At 61.4% G+C, this 15,608-nt stretch carries 14 protein-coding genes; 9 read left to right on the top strand and 5 right to left on the bottom strand.

Annotation, left to right across the window (positions count from 1 at the left end; genetic code table 11):
• Positions 1 to 15: 15 nt before the first annotated feature.
• Entirely contained in the window at positions 16 to 1,311 is a 1,296-nt protein-coding gene (locus tag WI754_RS17955; RefSeq protein ID WP_349434812.1) for an NAD(P)/FAD-dependent oxidoreductase, read from the top strand.
• A 13-nt stretch (positions 1,312 to 1,324) separates the two neighbouring features.
• On the opposite strand, the gene WI754_RS17950 is transcribed toward WI754_RS17955, so the two are convergent.
• Both WI754_RS17950 and WI754_RS17945 read right to left on the bottom strand, forming a co-directional pair.
• Positions 1,325 to 1,633: a hypothetical protein gene (locus tag WI754_RS17950; RefSeq protein ID WP_349434811.1), complete on the bottom strand. Its 309-nt coding sequence runs from the start codon at positions 1,631 to 1,633 to the stop codon at positions 1,325 to 1,327.
• 17 nt (positions 1,634 to 1,650) lie between these two features.
• Positions 1,651 to 2,100: a hypothetical protein gene (locus tag WI754_RS17945; protein ID WP_349434810.1), complete on the bottom strand. Its 450-nt coding sequence runs from the start codon at positions 2,098 to 2,100 to the stop codon at positions 1,651 to 1,653.
• Positions 2,101 to 2,374: 274 nt separating this feature from the next.
• Between WI754_RS17945 and WI754_RS17940 the strand changes: the two genes are divergently transcribed.
• From WI754_RS17940 to WI754_RS17930, 3 genes are all read left to right on the top strand, one after another.
• Positions 2,375 to 3,025 carry a TetR/AcrR family transcriptional regulator C-terminal domain-containing protein gene (locus tag WI754_RS17940; RefSeq protein ID WP_349434809.1) on the top strand — a complete coding sequence of 217 codons (651 nt, stop codon included), beginning with the start codon at positions 2,375 to 2,377 and terminating at the stop codon, positions 3,023 to 3,025.
• 50 nt (positions 3,026 to 3,075) lie between these two features.
• Positions 3,076 to 4,095, top strand: a complete 1,020-nt coding sequence (gene ilvC / locus WI754_RS17935) for a ketol-acid reductoisomerase (RefSeq protein WP_037122358.1) — start codon at positions 3,076 to 3,078, stop codon at positions 4,093 to 4,095.
• A gap of 598 nt (positions 4,096 to 4,693) precedes the next feature.
• A complete protein-coding gene (locus tag WI754_RS17930) occupies positions 4,694 to 5,917 on the top strand; it encodes a PLP-dependent aminotransferase family protein (protein ID WP_349434808.1) in 1,224 nt (407 codons plus the stop codon).
• A gap of 171 nt (positions 5,918 to 6,088) precedes the next feature.
• Here WI754_RS17930 and WI754_RS17925 read toward each other — a convergent pair whose 3' ends face one another.
• The gene (locus WI754_RS17925) at positions 6,089 to 7,138 is read right to left on the bottom strand and encodes an aldo/keto reductase (protein ID WP_349434807.1); all 1,050 of its coding nucleotides are present in this window, start codon (positions 7,136 to 7,138) and stop codon (positions 6,089 to 6,091) included.
• 114 nt (positions 7,139 to 7,252) lie between these two features.
• A complete protein-coding gene (locus WI754_RS17920; RefSeq protein WP_349434806.1) occupies positions 7,253 to 9,154 on the bottom strand; it encodes a hypothetical protein in 1,902 nt (633 codons plus the stop codon).
• Positions 9,155 to 9,396: 242 nt separating this feature from the next.
• Here WI754_RS17920 and WI754_RS17915 point away from each other — a divergent pair, with 242 nt between their 5' ends.
• From WI754_RS17915 to WI754_RS17905, 3 genes are read left to right on the top strand one after another with little or no spacing between them, the layout of a single operon-like run.
• Entirely contained in the window at positions 9,397 to 10,377 is a 981-nt protein-coding gene (locus WI754_RS17915) for an ABC transporter substrate-binding protein (protein WP_349434805.1), read from the top strand.
• Between the two features lie 9 nt (positions 10,378 to 10,386).
• Positions 10,387 to 12,081, top strand: a complete 1,695-nt coding sequence (locus tag WI754_RS17910) for an iron ABC transporter permease (protein ID WP_349434804.1) — start codon at positions 10,387 to 10,389, stop codon at positions 12,079 to 12,081.
• Positions 12,069 to 13,091: an ABC transporter ATP-binding protein gene (locus WI754_RS17905; RefSeq protein WP_349434803.1), complete on the top strand. Its 1,023-nt coding sequence runs from the start codon at positions 12,069 to 12,071 to the stop codon at positions 13,089 to 13,091. Before WI754_RS17910 ends, WI754_RS17905 begins: the two co-directional genes overlap by 13 nt.
• 17 nt (positions 13,092 to 13,108) lie before the next feature.
• Here the strand turns inward: WI754_RS17905 and WI754_RS17900 are convergent, their stop codons facing one another.
• Positions 13,109 to 13,492 carry a DUF4189 domain-containing protein gene (locus WI754_RS17900; RefSeq protein ID WP_349434802.1) on the bottom strand — a complete coding sequence of 128 codons (384 nt, stop codon included), beginning with the start codon at positions 13,490 to 13,492 and terminating at the stop codon, positions 13,109 to 13,111.
• A gap of 201 nt (positions 13,493 to 13,693) precedes the next feature.
• Here WI754_RS17900 and WI754_RS17895 point away from each other — a divergent pair, with 201 nt between their 5' ends.
• Both WI754_RS17895 and WI754_RS17890 read left to right on the top strand, forming a co-directional pair.
• A complete protein-coding gene (locus tag WI754_RS17895; protein ID WP_349434801.1) occupies positions 13,694 to 14,800 on the top strand; it encodes an endonuclease/exonuclease/phosphatase family protein in 1,107 nt (368 codons plus the stop codon).
• A 5-nt stretch (positions 14,801 to 14,805) separates the two neighbouring features.
• A complete protein-coding gene (locus tag WI754_RS17890; RefSeq protein ID WP_349434800.1) occupies positions 14,806 to 15,543 on the top strand; it encodes an NUDIX hydrolase in 738 nt (245 codons plus the stop codon).
• Positions 15,544 to 15,608 lie beyond the last annotated feature (65 nt).

Below are 15,608 nucleotides of genomic sequence, written 5' to 3'. Positions count from 1 at the left end.
AATGGAGATTGCGTCATGCCAGCATCGAAGCCTCATCATCTGGTGGTCGTCGGAGGCGGATTCGGCGGCCTTCAATTGGTCAATGACTTAAACGGTGCGGCCCTCGACATCACGCTCGTCGACAAGCGGAATCATCATCTTTTCCAGCCGCTTCTCTATCAGGTGGCCACGACGCTTCTGGCAACCTCGGAGATCGCATGGCCGATCCGCCGGCTATATCGCGATCGGCCCGACGTGACGACGATTCTGGCGGAGGTCGACGGTGTCGATGCGGCGGCGAAAACCATCAGGCTGACGAACGGCAAGGCCATCCCTTACGACATGCTGGTGCTGGCGACCGGTGCGACCCATACGTATTTCGGCAAAGACGAGTGGGAGGCGGTCGCCCCGGGTCTGAAAACGCTGGAGGATGCGACGACCATTCGCAGGCGCCTGCTGCTCGCGTTCGAGCGGGCGGAAATCGAGACCGATCCGGCGGTGCGCGAAGCGCTTTTGACGTTTACCATCATCGGCGCCGGCCCCACCGGCGTCGAACTGGCGGGCATCATCTCCGAACTCGCGCAGTCGACCCTGCCGAAGGAGTTTCGCCGCGTCGATACCCGGACAACGCGGGTGATTCTTGTGGAGGCCGGGCCGCGTGTGCTGCCGGGATTTTCCGAAGACCTATCGGCCTATGCGCATCGGGCGTTGAAAAAACGCGGCGTCGAAGTGCGCACCGGCCAGAGGGTAACGTCGTGCACCGAGGCCGGAGTCACGATAGACGACAATTTCATTGCGTGTCGCACGATGGTCTGGGCAGCGGGGGTTCAGGCCTCGCCCGCCGCCCGATGGCTCGGCATCGAGGCGGATCGTGCCGGCCGCGCAATCGTCGAGAAGAACCTCACCGCATCCGGGCATCCGGATATCTTCATCATCGGCGATACGGCTTCTGTCTTGCGGGAGGACGGCACCCCGGTGCCGGGTATCGCGCCGGCGGCAAAGCAGCAGGGCGCTTTCGTCGCACAGGTCATCCGTGCCAGATTGAATGGCCAGACGGAGCCCGCCGGTTTCCGCTATCGCCACCAGGGCAGCCTGGCAACGATCGGCAAGCGATCAGCGATCATCGATTTCGGACGCATCAAGGTGAACGGGACGCTCGCCTGGTGGATATGGGGGATCGCCCATATCTACTTCCTCATCGGCACACGCAGCCGCTTCGCCGTTGCCTGGAGTTGGCTGTGGAGCTACCTCAGCGGCCAGCATAGCGCGCGGCTGATTACGCAAAAAGAGGCCATGCGCGATGGATCGGCTGACGGGCACGCCGAGCGATAGGCGTCGCGGTGCCTTATTTGACGCGCTTGCACTCAAACTGATCGCCGCTCGCCATCGAGAGCCATGGCATCGCGGTGTCGGTGACGCCCGACAGGCTGATCTGGTACCCGTCGTCGAAGGACAGGACGTAGCTGCCATCGACTTTTTCGACCTTGCGGATCGGCATCGGGCCTTCGCCTGCATCATAGGTGTCACCGGTGAAGGTGAAGGTCGAAACCTCGCAATCCCAGGTGCCGGCATAGGGCGCAAGATCGGCGGCAAAGCCTGTTGTTGCGGTGACAAGGGCGATCACGGCCGCCACGGCGATGAAGTCAGGACGCATGGTTCCTCCCGGCAGCCTCAGTTGTTGATGCTGGTCACAGCCCAATGGGATGAACTGCAATCGTCGTTGTCGCAGATGCCGCTCATCCAGACCGCGCCGTCCGCCAGCATGACGCCGTCGCTGTTGACGAAGAGCTGGTCATATTTCTGATTTGCAACGGCCTCGCGCGTTTCCGGCGTGATGAGAGCGTCAAAATTTTCAACGAAATCGTCGGCGTTCTGAATGTCGTAGCTTTCGCCATTGGCAGCGACCCGCAACGGATATTCGGCGAGACCGGCGATTGTTGCCGCATCGCCATTGCCCATGGCTTCCACCAGGCTCAACAGCGGTTCGGCGAGGTCTCCGGCATTGCCATGCAGGGCTTCGATCCGGTTATAGACCTCTTCATCGGATTGAGCCGCGGCCGACACGGGCATCAGCATCAGGGCAGCGGTCAGGAGCGTGGCGGCTGTAGTCAGGTGAGGCATGAAAACTCCGGGGAGAGGGCATGTTGGCAGCCGCAAACTAGCGGAGCCTGTCTTGAAGCGAAACCTGGATGGAAGGATGCCAGGTATCCATTTTTGGGGTTTGTCTTGGCTGTCTTCAATACGTTTGGCGGTTGGGCAATATTCGGCATCAAGGCGCGCTGTCTTCGTAAGAAAGTGGGGCTCAATTTCCTTCTCTAAGAGCCTTGACCGCCCTTACGCTTTGCGGCATAAGCAGCGAACCGTACCGTACGGTACTGTGAATGGAGATGGATTTTTGCAGCTTGCCGCCCACCCGCATCAGCCGGATTATTCGCCGCGCCAGAACGCCGTTCTGGACAGCGCGTTGCGGTTGCTTGTCGATGGCGGCGAGAAGGCCTTGACGACGGCAGGCGTGGCGCGGGCGGCCAACTGTTCGAAGGAAAGCCTCTACAAATGGTTCGGTGATCGCGACGGTCTGTTGTCGGCGATGATCGGCTACCAGGCGAGCAAGGTCCGCACGTTCGAAGATAACGCCGGGATATTGACGGCAGTGACGTTGCGGGAGCATCTGGTTCTCTTCGCGAGCGACCTGCTGGAGGTTCTGGCGGGCGACGTGTCGCTGGCGTTGAACCGGCTGGCGATCGGGCAGGCGAGCCGGGAAGGCTCCAGGCTTGGATCGATGCTGCAGGAACGCGGCCGGCGGCAAATTGGCAAGCGGGCGGGGGCGTTGCTGGAAGCGGGGCGTAGTGCCGGGTTGCTTGCGTTCGACGATCGTGACGAGGCCTATGATACGCTCTATGGCCTGATCGTTTCCGATCTGCATCTGCGCATGCTGCTCGGCGAGGATAGCGGCCGCATGGCCAAGGATTTCGGACGAAGAGCGGAGCGGGCGGTTTCGGCCTTCCTGCGCCTCTACGGCCGTGAAAAGGGTTCGGTCCAGCCCTAGAGGATGGCCGGAAGTATCTGGAAGAGACAAGCAAAGGGAAGGAAATTACAATGCGCGTCTATTACGATCGTGATGCCGATCTCAACCTCATCAAGTCCAAGAACGTCGTTATCGTCGGTTATGGTAGCCAAGGCCGCGCCCATGCGCTGAACCTGAAGGACTCCGGCGCCAACAACGTCGTCATCGCCCTGAAGGCCGGTTCGGCCACCATCAAGAAGGCCGAAGCCGATGGCTTCAAGGTCATGACCGTTGCCGACGCGGCCAAGTGGGGCGACCTCATCATGATGGCGACGCCGGACGAACTGCAGGCCGACATCTACAAGGCCGAAATCGCTCCGAACATCCGCGACGGTGTTGCAATCGCTTTCGCGCACGGCCTCAACGTTCATTTTGGCCTGATCGAGCCGAAGGACACCCTCGACGTCGTCATGATCGCGCCGAAGGGCCCGGGCCACACGGTTCGCGGCGAATACCAGAAGGGCGGCGGCGTTCCGTGCCTCGTTGCCGTCGAGAAGAATGCCTCGGGCAACGCGCTTGACCTCGCTCTCTCCTACGCCTGCGGCGTCGGCGGCGGCCGTTCGGGCATCATCGAAACCAACTTCAAGGAAGAGTGCGAAACCGACCTCTTCGGCGAACAGGTCGTTCTTTGCGGCGGTCTTGTCGAATTGATCCGCGCCGGCTTCGAAACCCTGGTTGAAGGCGGTTATGCCCCGGAAATGGCCTATTTCGAGTGCCTCCACGAAGTAAAGCTGATCGTCGACCTGATCTATGAAGGCGGTATCGCCAACATGAACTACTCGATCTCCAACACGGCCGAGTGGGGTGAATACGTCACCGGCCCGCGCATCATCACGGCTGAGACGAAGGCTGAGATGAAGCGCGTCCTGCACGACATCCAGACCGGCAAGTTCACCTCCGACTGGATGCAGGAATACCGTTCGGGTGCCGCCCGCTTCAAGGGCATCCGCCGCATGAACGATAACCATCAGATCGAGGAAGTCGGCGCCAAGCTGCGCGGCATGATGCCGTGGATCGGCAAGAACAAGCTGGTCGACAAGGCGAAGAACTAATTTTGCTGCAAGGCAGCATTAATCTGTTGCGCCTGCTCTATACTGAACGCCGGAGAGAAATCTCCGGCGTTTCCATTTGTTTGTAGCCGTCAATCGGTAATATTTGGAACATTTAGGCTTTTGCAGTATTATAACCGGCAGGAGGATACTGTGATGGAGACGTTCTTCTACCACTTCGCCTTGTTCGACGCCTTGATCCTCGGCGCTATCGTGTTGCTGCTGGCCTTGAGCATGTTTGGGCACCACGAGGCCTGATCCAATCCTCCGCAACCGAGGAGGTTTCGCAGGCAGGTGCCCGAAGGCAGTCTTGCCCGGGCGATCAAATCGCCGTTGAACGCCATGCCTGTCCTCATGAATTGTCATCATTTCGAATTGGCGCCATTTGGCGCATTTTTTCGCTGGTCAATGGCGTTGGCCGGCACCGTTGCACATTGCGCTGAGAACAGCTGGCACGCCCGTCATCGAGTTGTTTTGGCTACCACCATCAGCAGAACAGGGCGAGAAAAGGTGGCTAGGCGTCGAAATATAGGTCAGTATTATTGACTTAATAGGCTGGTCGTGTTGTGTTCCAGCAAAATCATAATCTGAGGAAACTTCCATGCTCGATTGGGAAAAGATATTCGCGACGCGATCTTCACGGATGCGCGCTTCGGAAATCCGCGAACTGCTGAAACTGCTGGACCGGCCGGACATCATCTCGTTCGCCGGCGGTATTCCCGACCCGGCACTGTTTCCGGACGAGGACTTCAAGGCTGCCTATGCCGACATCTTCGGCGGACCGACCGTCAGTGCTGCCCTGCAATATTCGGTGAGCGAAGGCTACCTGCCGCTGCGGCAATGGCTTGCCGGTCGCATGGCCGCCATCGGCATCCCTTGCGAACCGGAGAACATCCTGATCACCTCCGGCTCGCAGCAGGCGCTCGACTATCTCGGCAAACTCTTTTTGTCGCCGAACGATACGGCGCTGGTGACCTGGCCGACCTATCTCGGCGCGCTGCAGGCCTTCAATGCCTATGAACCCGCCTACGACCAGCTGTCGCCGTCCGGCAATCGCACGCCGCAGACCTACCGCGATGCGGCCACTGAGGCCGGCGGCCGGGCGAAGTTCGCCTATATGTCGGCCGAGTTCGCCAACCCGACCGGTGAAACGCTCGACCTGGCTGCGCGCGAAAAGGTTCTTGAACTTGCAGAAGAACTCGACATCGCGGTTATCGAAGATGCCGCCTATCAGTCGCTGCGTTACGACGGCGAAGCCGTGCCGCCGATCCTGGCGCTCGAGATCGCCCGCAAGGGCTCGATCAACGAAACCCGCACGATCTATTGCGGCAGTTTCTCCAAGACGCTGGCGCCCGGCCTGCGCGTCGGCTGGGTCTGTGCCTCCAACACCGTCATCCGCAAGCTCGTGCTGATGAAGCAGGCGGCCGACCTGCATTCCTCGACCATCAACCAGATGGCCATCTGCCATGTCGCCGAGCGGGGCTTCGACAAGCAGGTGGCCAAACTCAAGGCCGTATACAGCAAGCGGCGTGACGCGATGCTGGCCGCCTTGGCCAAATACATGCCGAGCGGTGTCAGCTGGACCGTGCCGGAGGGCGGCATGTTCGTCTGGCTGACCTTGCCCGCCGGCATGGACGGAGCCGAGCTGCTGGCCAAATCGCTGGCGACGGCCAAGGTCGCCTTCGTGCCCGGCAAGGCATTCTTTGCCGATGGTTCCGGCGCCAACACCTGCCGCGTCAGCTTCTCCTGCGCCGACGAGGCGATGATCGAGGAGGGGATTTCCCGCCTCGGCGGGCTGATCGGCGAGGAAGCTCTGGCGGCCTAACTTTGTCTTCGAGGCAGGCGACGGCCGCCTCGAAGATTGCATCCGGGAGCACGTCGAACGGCATAGGGCATGTGGACGCGCTCCCATTTGGATGCCGTTCCGCCAATCCGCGGCGGCCGACATCTTCGAAATCGGAACTAAACCTGCTGCTGACGACGATTTGACCCGGTTTCAGATATGCGGTCCCAGCAGCGATAAATCCGCGTCGCCGAGCCGGTCCTTGGCGGTGCGTAGCTGGTGCCAGTAGGGATAGAGCACCGGCGGGGCGCTGACGGCGTCGAGGCGGCGGCGTTCTTCGTCGGTGAGCACGAAGTCGGCGCTCGCGAGGTTGTCCTTGAACTGGGCTTCGGTGCGGCCGCCGATGATGACGGAGGTGACGGCCTTGCGGCCGATCAGCCAGGCGAGCGCCACCTGTGCGGCGGAAATGTTGTGGCTTGCAGCGATATCGACGAGGGTGTCGACGATGATCCAGAGGCGGTCCTCGTCGCGGATCGGCGGCTCGTCCCAGCCGGCGAGTTGCCGCGAACCTGCGGCCGTCTTGTTGCGCCGGTGTTTGCCGGAGAGAAGACCGCCGGCCAGCGGGCTCCAGACCAGGACGCCGAGGCCCTGGTCGATCGAGATCGGCAGGAGTTCATATTCGGCGTCGCGCGCTTCGAGCGTGTAGTGGATCTGCTGGCTGACGAAGCGCGGGAGGTGATCGACCGCGCTGACCCCAAGCGCCTTCATGATGTGCCAGCCGGAGAAATTCGAGCAGCCGATATAGCGGACCTTGCCCTGGCGCACGAGCAGGTCGAGCGCTTCCATTGTTTCCTCAAGCGGCGTCTGACCGTCCCATTCGTGCAACTGATAGAGATCGATGACATCGGTCTTCAGACGTTTCAAACTCGCCTCACAGGCGCGGATCAGATGGTGCCGGGAGGAGCCGGCGTCGTTCGGGCCGTCGCCCATCGGGAACCGGGCCTTGGTTGCGATCAGCACCCCGTTCTTGCGCTTGCCGCCGGTGATTTCACCGATGATTTCTTCCGAGACGCCTTGCGAATAGACATCCGCCGTATCGATCAGGTTGACGCCGGCATCGAGGCAGAGATCGACGAGCTTGTGCGCGTCGTTGACGCCGAGGTCACCGACGGTCTTCGCCCAGCCTTTGCCGCCAAAGGTCATAGTACCGATGGTCAGTGTCGAAACCTTGAGGCCGGAGCGGCCGAGAAGACGATATTCCATGATGATATCCCAATCGATTTGAGAAGGCGCAGACGCGGCGAAGCTAGCGCCGCTCAGCGAAAAGGAAAGGGGCGGCCACTGGAAAACCGCCGCCCATCATCGCGTCGCGCCTGTTCAATCCTTGGCAAGGACGATGACACGGTCGATTTCGCTGTAGAGCAGCTTTTCCGATTTCGCAGGATTGACGGTAACGCCGCCGAGCTTGCGCAAATCCGGGTCGCCGCCGCGCTGCCGGCGATAGCCGATCGCGACTTCGCCGCGGCGCAAGGCGGCGAGGCAGATCGTGTAGAAGGTCACCGGTTCGCCGATCGCCACATAGTCGCTGACCGGGCGCATGTAGATTTCCGACCCGTCCTCGTCGAGCAGTTCATCGAAGATGGCGGCCATGGATTCGTTTTCGGAGGCTTGGGCCAGCATCAGGCTCACCAGCTTGTTGCTGACGACGAAATCGTCGGCGCGGGTTACTTCCGCCAGTTCCCGGTTGCGCACGTCGGTCATCTCGCTGACGACGCTGATATGCCGGCCCGCCTGTTCGGCGATCTTGCGCAACTGCAACAGCGTCACCAGCGTGCGGGTGTCAGCCGGCTGCGGTGCCATGTGGTCGCTGTAGCCGAGAACGAGCACATGGTCGTAGCCGGGAATGTCGAGCGCCTCGAGTTCGGCGCGGCTACTCGTGTCTATCACGTGGTAGTCGACGGCCATATTGCCGTTGGCAACCTTGAGGGCCTTGATGTCGTCCTCCAGTTCCGGCGTATCGGCTGCGATCGTCAGCAGAGAGCCGGGGGCGACATAGCGCGACAGTTCGAAGGTAATGATCGGTCCGCGCCGGTTCCAGCCGAGGAGCAGCGTTCGCTCCGGTCCCGCGTCGCGTGCTTCGGCGGGCAGGATCGCGTCCTTCTCGATATGAATTTCACTGTTGCCGGATTTGATCGCCGCATCGTCCTCGGCGATGATGACGGCACGCTCGCCCTGCTTGAACATGCGGCCCGGCGGCGGATTGAGATGCACCTTGCCTTCTTCGTCACAAAGCCCGATCAACGTCGAGGTCTCATAGGCCATGACGGCGGCGGCAAAGCTCTTGCCGGTGATGCCGGGCTGCTCCAGCGTGTAGATTTCGCAGCCGTCGAAATCGAGCAGTTCGGAATAGACGGCGCTGAGCCCCGATTGCCGGCTGGAATGCACGACGATGCGGGAAATCAGGTCGTCGGCCAGGATGAGCTGCAATTCGTTGCCACCGACGATGCGGGCGACGTCGGCATTCTTGCTGTCGCGGATTTCGGCGGCGATCTGATAGGGTTTGGTCCGGCGGTTGGGATCGTTGACGAGCGCGAGCACGCTCTTGATCACCTGCGAATCCGGATCGTCGCCCTCAGGCGAGAGTACGATGACGGAGCGGGATGTCTGCGGATTGACGATGCTGAGGTCATAGAGGTCGGTCGGGTCGCCGCTGCGGCAGATGATCTTGGTGTTCTTCAGATCAGCCACCTTGGTGGCGATCTCGTCTTCCATCTCCACCTTGTCCTTGCTGGCCATGATGACGATGCGCGGCTTCCTGCGGCTAGTGTTGGCGATGACCAGTTCGGAGATGACGTCGAAGATCGAAGGAGACCAGTTGAGGATGATGGTGTGGTCGTTCTCCAGCACCTGGGAGCGCCCCTTGCGCAGTTCCTCCAGCTTGTTCTCCAGACCGGAACTGAGCACGCCGATCAAGGCGGAGAAGACGAAGATGCCGGCAACTGTAACGACCAGCGAGACGCCGCGAAAACCCCAGCCCGTATCGCCGCCCATCGTTCCCGCGTCGAAGGTTCGCATCAGCGATTCCCACGTGCCTTCGATGAAGCTCACGGGCTCGCCGCCCTCCGGCGCGATCCTGGTGATGGCGAGAAAGGCGCCGGCAACGACGATGACGAACAGCGAAATGACCGTCAGCCAGCCGATCAGCGCGATCGGCCCGGCGGCCATGCTCTTGTCGAACTCATAGCGCAGCCGCGCGCCCCATGGCGTACTCTTGCTCATCGATGTCCCCCTGACCCCGCACGCTGCGCCCGACTCTCGAGTCGCAGATATTACTAATATTATCAACCGGTTTAGCCGCTTGAAGCCGAATCGACCCAGATATGTCACCTGCCACGCCGGCTACGGTATCCTCCGACCCTTGTGCGACGTTGGTGCACGCTGCCGAGAGCCGTTGGTGTCACATCCCTGTCAACTGCCGCCACTATCCATCGGTGCTCTCCGCTCAAGAAGGATCAAGCCCGATGAAGAAGCTGCTTTGCGCATTCACCGCACTCGTCGCCTCCAGCCTGATCGCCGTTTCGGCGCAAGCTGAAAACCTGGTTCTCTACACCAGCCAGCCGAACGAAGACGCGCAGGCGACCGTCGACGCCTTCAAGGCCGCCAATCCGGGCGTGGACGTCGAATGGGTGCGTGACGGAACGACCAAGATCATGGCCAAGCTGCTGGCCGAAATCGAAGCCGGCAACCCGGTCGCCGACGTGCTGCTGATCGCCGATACGGTGACGCTCCAGCGCATGAAGGAAGCCGGCCAGCTTCTGGAGTACAAGTCGCCGGAAGCGGTGAATTTCGACGCTGCGCTCTATGACGCCGACGGCGCCTATTATTCGACCAAGATGATCACCACCGGCATCATCTACAACACGTCGGTGGCGATGAAGCCGATGGGCTGGAAGGATCTGGTCAAGCCGGAGGCCAAGGGTCTGATGACCATGCCGAGCCCGCTGACTTCGGGTGCAGCCCTCATCCATGCGCAGACGCTGACCGGGATCGACGGCTTCGGCTGGGATTACTACAAAGCGCTCGCCGAAAACGGCGCGACGGCTGCAGGCGGCAATGGCGGCGTCCTGAAGGCGGTCGCGACCGGCGAGAAGGCCTACGGCATGGTCGTCGATTTCATGGCGATCCGCGAGAAGGCCAAGGGCGCGCCGGTCGAGTTTGTCTTCCCGACCGAGGGTGTCAGCGCGGTCACCGAGCCGGTTGCCATCCTGAAGACGGCAAAGAACGTCGAAGCGGCCAAGAAATTCGTCGATTTCCTGCTGTCCGATGAGGGCCAGCAGGTTTCCGTCAAGCTCGGCTACATCCCGGCACGCAACGGCGTCGCCCTGCCGGCAGGTTTCCCGGCACGCGACAGTATCAAGGTTCTGCCGATCGATGCCGCCGCTGCGGTCAAGAACTCCGAGGAAGACTTGAAGACCTTCTCCGGCATCTTCGGTACCAACTGACCCGTCTTGATGCCCAAGCTTTCCGCCCGCGGGAGCAGCCAGCCGGTCTGGCTGCTCCCTGTTGTCGTCATCGCCGTCTTCCTGTTGAGCGGGCTGCCACTCGCGCGTCTGCTCTATGCCGGCCTGCGTTTTACGCTTGAAGGCAAGACCACTGGCCTGTTTGCCGAACCGGCGACCTGGGCCGCGATCCGCAATACATTGACGACGTCCGTCGGCGGCATGGTGATTTCGGTCCTGCTGGGCGCGGCCTTCGCCTTCGTGGTCACGCTGACCGACTTTCGCGGCAAGGGCTTCTTCAGTTTCGCTTTCGTGCTGCCGATGATGATCCCGCCGCAAGTGACGGCTCTTGCCTGGGTGCAGATGTCCGGTCCCGCCAGCCCGTTGTTGAAGACGCTGGGGATTGCGCCGCCGCTCGGCAGTCCGCAGCCGCTTTATTCGCTGGGTGGGATCGCGCTTCTGCTTGGCGTCCAGCATGCGCCGCTGGTGTTCCTGGCGCTGAAGGCCGGCCTTGCCTCCCTGCCGCGCGATGGCGTGGAGGCGGCGCGGCTGGCCGGAGCCTCCCCCTTGCGGGTTTTCCGCGACATCATCCTGCCGCTCGCAATGCCCAGCCTGATTGCAGGGGCGGCCATCGCCTTCGTCTCCGGCGTCGGCAATTTCGGCATCCCGGCCATCCTCGGCATTCCCGCTTCGATCTTCGTTCTACCGACGCTGATCTACAGCCGGCTTTCCAGTTTCGGTGCCGGGACCTTCGCGGAGATGGCGCAACTCTCCATGGTGATTGCCATGATCGCCGGCCTCGGTCTGACCGTTCAGCAATGGGTATTGAAGGGCAGGGATTACCGGATCATCGGGCTTTCGGGCAAAAATGCCGCCTTTTCGCTCGGTCCTTTCCGCATCCTGACGGAAGGTGCCTTTTGCGCCATCCTGTTCTTCGTGCTGGTCGCGCCACTTGCTGCGCTGATCGCCAGTTCCCTTGTGCCAGCCTACGGCGTCCCGCTGAATTTTCAGACGATGTCACTGGGGGCCTATCGGGAAATCCTGTTCCGGCAGTCGGTGACGGTAACGGCCTTTGCAAATTCGCTGTTTCTGGCTGGAACGACCGCCTGCGGCCTGCTGTTGACGACGGTGCTCACCGCCTATCTTCTCGCGCGCCGTCCGGGAAAGCTCGCGAATATCATCGCCGGCCTGATCGAAATTCCCTACGCGCTTCCGGGCATCGTGCTCGCGGTCGCCTTCATCCTGTTGTTCGCAGCGCCGCTGCCTCTGCTGAATGTCTCGATCTATGGGACGATCTGGATCATCCTGATTGCCTATTTTTCCAGTTTTTTTGCGGTCAGCCTCAAACCGGTGGCAAGCGCCTTTCTCCAGGTCGACCCCTCTCTCGAAGAGGCGGCCCGGCTTTCCGGAGCAGGCTTCCTGCGACGGATGCGCGATATTCTCGTTCCCCTCATCGCGCCAGCGGCTGGTGCCTCCGTCGTTCTCGTCTTCCTGATTGCCTGCAGTGAACTGACGGTCTCGGCTTTGCTCTGGACGGCGGGCACGCAGACGCTTGGCGTCGCGATCTTCAATCTGGATGACAGTGGCAGCTCCGATCTCGCCTCGGCGCTGTCGGTTGTCGTCGTCGTGATGGTCATCCTCCTGATGCTGGTGCTTGAATTGCTGGCGAAACGTCTGCCGAAAGGTGTGCTGCCGTGGCGAAACTGATTCTCAATCACCTCAGCAAGGATTTCGGCACCGGCAGGCCTGCGGTTTCCGACGTGTCGCTGCGGGTGCGTGAAGGCGGTTTCCTTGCCTTGCTCGGGCCGTCCGGCTGCGGCAAGACGACGGTGCTCAGGATGATCGCCGGGTTTGAGCAGCCGACAGATGGATCGATCGTTCTCGGTGAGCGAACGCTTGCGGATGGCGGCGGATCGCTGCCGCCGGAAAAACGCAATATGGCGATGGTCTTCCAGTCCTATGCCCTCTGGCCGCATATGACGGTGGCGGAAAATGTCGGCTATCCGATGAAGGTCCGCGGCGTCACCGGTACTGCGTGGGAAAGCCGGGTTCGCGACGCCCTCGGCGTCGTGCGGCTGGCGGATTTCGCGACGCGACGGCCGGCCGATCTCTCCGGCGGCCAGAGGCAGCGCGTGGCACTGGCTCGCTGCCTGGTCAGCTCACCCGACGTGGTCCTGCTGGACGAGCCGCTCGCCAATCTCGACCGGCACTTGAAGGCGGCGATGGAGGAAACGTTTCGCGAATTCCACGCCCGTTCCGGTGCGACGATGATCTATGTGACCCACGATCAGAGCGAGGCGATGGCGCTGGCAACCGATATCGCCGTCATGTCCGAGGGCCGGTTGATGCAGGTGGCTTCGCCAGAAGAAATCTACGCGCGGCCGCAAGGGCGGATCGTCGGCGGCTTGATCGGGCAGGGGGGCATCCTCGATCTGGCTCTGGCTGATCAGCGCTCGCGTCTGGTGCCTTGGCAGGCGATCGAGGCAGCCTTCCGGCAAACCGCCGGGCCGAGCCGTCCCCTGCTTGTGCGCCCGGAACACGTCGTCGCCGATCCGCAAGGGATACTGCTGCGGGTGGAGTGCTGCGTCTTCGAGGGTGAGCGTTTTGCCCTGTCGTTGCGCACGGCGGGCGGGCAAGGCCTTAAGGCCTATTCCGCGACTGCCGTTCCTTCCGGGGCTCTGCAGCCCTTTGTCATCCGGCAGGGATGGCTGCTGTGAGCATCCGGAGCTTGCGGTCAGTATCCACCAGAACATTGCCAGCGGATCACCTCGCAACCATAGGAATGGTTGGAACATGCCGCCACGGCCGCCCGTTGGGCCTGCCTGCGTCCGGTTGCCCAGTCTGCGCCCCAGCCGCCGTCCGGTCCGCGTGCCACCGCGCCGCAGGCGTTCTTGAACCAGATGGCCACGCGGCAATCACCGGCATTTTTGTAGCAATGGGACTGCGCTACCTCTTCGGCCTCCCAGCGCGAAGAATAGTCATGCGACCAACCGGTCGCGCCGGTTGCCGGCGAGATCGAAATTGCACCAAAACTGTCGGCGTGGGCCGCCGCGGCGCCCGTGCCGAGAAGAGGTATGATGACGAGCGCGGTTTTGAGTATCGGTTTCCAATTTCGCATTGCGGATCCCCCCTTCTGCACGTTTCGGACCGCGGATCGATCTTGTGTATGCGGAACGGCTCATCAAGCCCGATTATTCGCTGGGAACCGACCAACCCAATTTTGGTCACGGTTGTGGCGGTGGGAACCGTCGTGGAGAAAGGCGTTCGACTTTTGCCGGTGATTGTCTAAAGTCTCGGCGATTGCATACGGAATCGTCTGATGTCCCTTCGCCTCGCCACGTTCAATATCGAAAACCTGATGAGCAGGTTCGATTTCTCCGGCTTTCGCAATAACCTCAAGCAGGACCGTGTTCTGCGGCTTTTCGACGTGAAGAGCGAGGCGGAATATCAGCGGCTTGAGGAAGCGCGCACGATCGCCCATACCGATGATACGCGACAGATGTCGGCGCTGGCGATCGCCGATTGTGACGCCGATATCCTCTGCCTGCAGGAAGCCGACAACATGGCGGCGCTACAGGCCTTCGAATATGGCTACCTGTTTCGCATGGTCGGCAGCGGCTACCGGCAGAAATATCTGATCGACGGCAATGACAGCCGCGGCATCGATGTTGCAGTGCTGGTGCGCGAGGAAACCCGCGACGGCCAGAAGATCGAATGTGTCGATGTCAAATCCCACGCCGCCGTTACCTATGCCGATTTCGATCTCTTCAACGACGCGCTGGCTGCAACCAACGTGCCGGGCGACCGCGTTTTCAAGCGGGACTGCCTGGAACTGGATTTCCGCATCGGCGGGCGGCCGCTGACGCTGTTCGTCGTGCATTTCAAATCGATGGGGCCGGCGCGCGAAGGGCTTGACGGGCGCACGGCGACGATGCCGGTCAGACGGGCAGAGGCCGCCGCTGTCCGCCGCATCATCGAGAACCGCTTTGGCGCTGACAACATGGCGGGCAAGATGTTCGCCATCTGCGGCGACATGAACGACTATCAGGAGCGGATCGACGTACTCGGCGACCGGCGCAACGGCTATAGTTTCGTGCCGCGGCAGGAAACGCAGAGCGCGCTGGACATTCTGAGCCATGACGGCTTTGTCGAAAACACCATGCGGCGGCGGCCCGAACTCGATCGATGGACGCTGTTTCACAGCCGTGGACCGGAGGAACGACACCTCTGTCAGCTCGACTATATCTGGCTCTCGCCGGCCCTTGCCAAACGCAATCCGGCGAGTGTGCCGGAAATCATCCGTGCCGGTCAGCCCTACCGCACAATCTTCCCGAAAGGGCAGGAGGTCGAGCGCTATCCGAGAACGGGATGGGACCGGCCGAAAGCCTCCGACCATTGCCCCGTCGTCATTTCCCTCAACGTGTGATCCCGATGCTGCAACTGACCAGCAACATGTCCGAGTGGCCCGATGAACGCCTGATCTTTCCCATCCGCCACGTCGACTTGCGCGTGACGGAGGGACCGCATCCCTATTTTCTCGCCGAGCGGGACAAGATCGCGGAAAACTGGGCGCAGGAGATTTTAGCCAATCCCGCCCTTTATGACGGCCGCATGATGCTATCCCGCGCGGTGCACATTCGCGACGGCGTGATTTCTGGAGAGGCGCACATCGTGCGGTTCTCGACATTCCTGTTGTGGAGAAAGACACGGCCGGTGACTTCGGCAATCCACCTATTCGCTCTCCCGGTTATTGTTTCGTCTGATGGCGCGGTGATCGCAATTCGTATGGGCAGACACACAGCCAATCCGGGGCGCGTCTATTGCGCGGCCGGGTCGCTGGATCCCGAGGATATCCGCGATGGCATCTGCGACATGGACGGCAACATGGCGCGCGAAGTGATGGAAGAAACAGGGCTTGCATTGTCCGATGCCGACAGCGTGTCGGGATTTCATGCGCTGCACGACAGGGGCGTCATCACGGTTTTCCGTTCCTACGGGTTTTCCGCGACCGCCGCAGAGCTGATCGAACGCATCGCCGGTCATATCGCTCAGGATCCGGATCCGGAAATCGACGAGGCCTTGGCCATCCGCAGCGCCGATCCGGGTCTGCATCTCTATCAGCCTTTCATGGCGCCGATCCTGAAATGGGTTTTCAAGAATAGGCGGTGACACTTTTACACTTGCCGCAAGTTCTCTGCCGTGCAAGGTCTGGCACTAAAAGACATACAGGGAGA

Origin of the sequence: Pararhizobium sp. A13, from assembly GCF_040126305.1 — a bacterium.
Classification (GTDB): Bacteria; Pseudomonadota; Alphaproteobacteria; order Rhizobiales; family Rhizobiaceae; genus Pararhizobium.
Note: the sequence above shows the minus strand (reverse complement) of the source record. Positions and strands in the feature narration are given on the sequence as shown.